This is a genomic window from Streptomyces rugosispiralis (genome assembly GCF_024505145.1).
GTDB lineage: Bacteria > Actinomycetota > Actinomycetes > Streptomycetales > Streptomycetaceae > Streptomyces > Streptomyces rugosispiralis.
The window spans coordinates 1-347 of record NZ_JANIAA010000261.1 but is presented as its reverse complement, the minus strand read 5'-3'; the positions used below and the strand labels follow the sequence as shown (position 1 = coordinate 347).

The 347-nt window shown below is 68.9% G+C and carries 1 protein-coding gene; it reads left to right on the top strand.

Translation table 11 applies throughout. The features are described from left to right. Positions 1-25: 25 nt before the first annotated feature. Positions 26-347: AMP-binding protein (locus NP777_RS47355; protein WP_308405436.1), on the top strand; the 322-nt coding region annotated here is incomplete at its 3' end.

The window sequence follows — 347 nt, the reverse complement described above, 5'->3', positions numbered from 1 at the left end:
TGGGGATGTTGGTCGGCCGTCGTTTATGAAGGTGACCCCCTCCCACCTGGGGTTGTTGGAGGCGTTGCCCGAGGAGGTGTCGCCGTCGGGGATGTTGATCACTGGTGGTGAGGCGCTGGTGGGGGAGGCGCTGGTGTCGTGGCGGGCCGCGCATCCGGATGTGACGGTGGTCAATGCGTACGGTCCGACGGAGGCCACGGTCAACTGCGCCGATTACCGGATCGAGCCGGGTGGTGCGGTGGCGGCGGGGCCGGTGCCGATCGGGCGGCCGTTCTGGAACACCCGTGCCTATGTGCTGGATGCCTGGCTTCGCCCGGTGCCGCCGGGCGTGGCGGGTGAGCTGTATG